Source organism: Frankia sp. CoWAU3 (genome assembly GCF_977971855.1).
This window is the reverse complement of record NZ_CDWWXB010000154.1, coordinates 8,638-9,376: the sequence shown is the minus strand read 5'-3', so window position 1 is coordinate 9,376 and position 739 is coordinate 8,638. Positions and strand designations below refer to the sequence as shown.

Here is a 739-nt window from a genome sequence, read left to right as displayed (position 1 = left end):
CGGCGACCCTGGCCGATCTGACGTTCGGCGGGCTTGTCCTTGGCATCGGTTCGTCGGTGCCCGCCCACGTGACCGACCTCAACGGCATCCCGTTCGACGAGCCCTTCCGCCGGACCCGGGACACGCTTCGTTTCCTCACCCGGGCGCTGCGCGGCGAGGTGGTCTCCGGCGCCTTCGACACGTTCGCGATCCGCGGCTTCGCCATACCGAATCCTCCGACCGAGACGCCGAAGGTCATCCTGGGAGCGCTGCGACCCGGCATGCTCAAGCTCGGCTTCACCGAGGGGGGATGGTGCCGTCACCAATCTGTTGTCCCCCGAAGATCTGATCAAGGTCCGCGCCGTCGTCGGACCGCAGCCAGCGGGCAAGGAGCTGGTGGTGAAGGTCTTCGTGAGCCCGAACGCCGATCCGGACGTCGCCCGCCGCGACAGCCGGCCGTTCCTCACCTGGATCCTCAACCAGACCCCCTACCATGCCTTCCACGAATGGCTCGGCAACGGCGAACGGCTCGCCGAGTCCCACGAGCGCTGGACCGCCGGGGACCAGCGTGGTGCCGCTCGGGCGCTACCCGATGAGGTCATTGACGCCCTGTTCATCCACGGCACGCCCGAGCAGTGCCGCGACCAGATCGCCGCATATGTGCAGCCCGGGGTCACCGCGATCCAGCTCTACGTCCGCCTGACTCCGTCCTTCCTGCTCGGCTCGTGGGACACCGCCGGATCGGCCGGATCGGCTGGAT

Annotated in this window: 1 protein-coding gene and 1 pseudogene; both read left to right on the top strand. The window is 68.5% G+C overall.

The features are described from left to right. Window positions 1-56 precede the first annotated feature (56 nt). Window positions 57-233: pseudogene (locus AC08ON_RS13395) on the top strand (LLM class flavin-dependent oxidoreductase); the annotation flags it as partial. 76 nt (window positions 234-309) lie between these two features. Then, on the top strand, window positions 310-739 hold a 430-nt coding region (locus AC08ON_RS13390), incomplete at its 3' end, for an LLM class flavin-dependent oxidoreductase (RefSeq protein ID WP_476617087.1).